Source organism: Flavobacterium sp. W22_SRS_FK3, from assembly GCF_052113665.1.
GTDB lineage: Bacteria > Bacteroidota > Bacteroidia > Flavobacteriales > Flavobacteriaceae > Flavobacterium.
This window is the reverse complement of the sequence record NZ_JBGQOF010000064.1, coordinates 1-1,549: the sequence shown is the minus strand read 5'-3', so window position 1 is coordinate 1,549 and position 1,549 is coordinate 1. Positions and strand designations below refer to the sequence as shown.

The window sequence follows — 1,549 nt, the reverse complement described above, 5'->3', positions numbered from 1 at the left end:
CTTTAAATGGATTTGCTATAAACTTCTCCCGAGTTAATTCTTCCCTGTTTAAATAACCTCGGGCGACTCCTGCTCCTGAAACACACAACTCACCCTCTACCCCTATCGGAACTAAATTTAAATGGGCATCTACTATATAACAGCATAAAGTAGGAATGGAAGAACCTATATTGCTAATCAAACTTTTAGTATCTGAATCCAAAATCTCTTTATAAGTAACATGCACAGTAGTCTCTGTAATACCATACATGTTTATTAATTTACAATCCGGATAAGAACTCTTCCATTGGCTCAAATAGGTTGAATTTAATGCCTCTCCTCCAAAAATTACATAACGCAGCGAATGTGCTAGATGCCCTGATAGAAATTCTTCCTGAAGGGCATAAAAGGAACCAGGGGTTTGATTTAAAACTGTTACCCCTTCTTTTATTAATAATTCCCTAAATGAAATAGCATCTTTCGTAAAAACCTTAGGAACAATTACTAAACGACCTCCATGTAATAACGCTCCATACATTTCCCATACTGAAAAATCAAAACAAAATGAATGAAACAAAGTCCAAACATCAGTTGATCCAAAATCATATAAAGAAGATTCATTTTTGAACAAGCGAACTACATTTTCATGCGTTATCAAAACGCCCTTAGGAATACCCGTACTTCCCGATGTATATATCACATAAGCCAAGTTAGAGCCAGATACTACAGTGCTGAGTGCTGTTATGGGATAACCTGAGAGAACATCCCAATCTTTATCCAGACACAGAACTGATAAATTTTCTCTTTCCTTGATAACTCCACTACTGCTTTCACTACTTAAAACCAAACCAATACCCGCATCTGTAAGCATATAATCTATACGATCTGAAGGATATTCCGGATCGATCGGAACATAAGCGCCTCCCGATTTTAAGATCCCCAGAATACCAACAAGCATCTCTAAACTGCGCTCCAAACAGATCCCCACAAGGTCATCGGGTTGTACACCTTGTTCTCGTAAATAATGGCCCAGCTGATTCGAGCGTTGCTCTAATTCTTCATAACTTAATTTCTTGTCTTCAAAAACCAATGCGATAGCATTTGGTGTGCGTTTAACCTCTTCGGTAAATAAATCTATCAACGTTTTATCTTTTGGATATCCAACATCGGTACTATTGAAAATATCCAATAATTGATGTTCTTCTCCTTTGGTTAGTATAGACAGACCACTTATCGGCTGCGTAATATTGTCTACAATACTAACCAGCAATTCTTGATAATGAAACAGCATTCTATCAATCGTTGTCTTATCAAATAAAGCCGTGCAGTAATTTATCTCCAGCGAAATACCATGATCACTCTCTGACACACTGCATGTCAAATCAAACTTGGAAGTAGCGGTATCGAACTCGTATCCTGAAATGGTAATATCAGTTAAACCCCTATCTTTTTCTCCAAAATTGGCATCCTTATTTTGCAATACAAATAAAACCTGAAACAACGGGCTCATGCTCATATCACGCGTCGTAATCACGCGATCAACAACCTTTTCAAATGGTGTCAGCTGATG

General features: G+C 37.5%; 1 protein-coding gene. It reads right to left on the bottom strand.

Going from position 1 to position 1,549, the window contains the following annotated elements:
• Positions 1-1,549: non-ribosomal peptide synthetase (locus tag ACEN2I_RS19940; RefSeq protein WP_441767829.1), on the bottom strand; the 1,549-nt coding region annotated here is incomplete at both ends.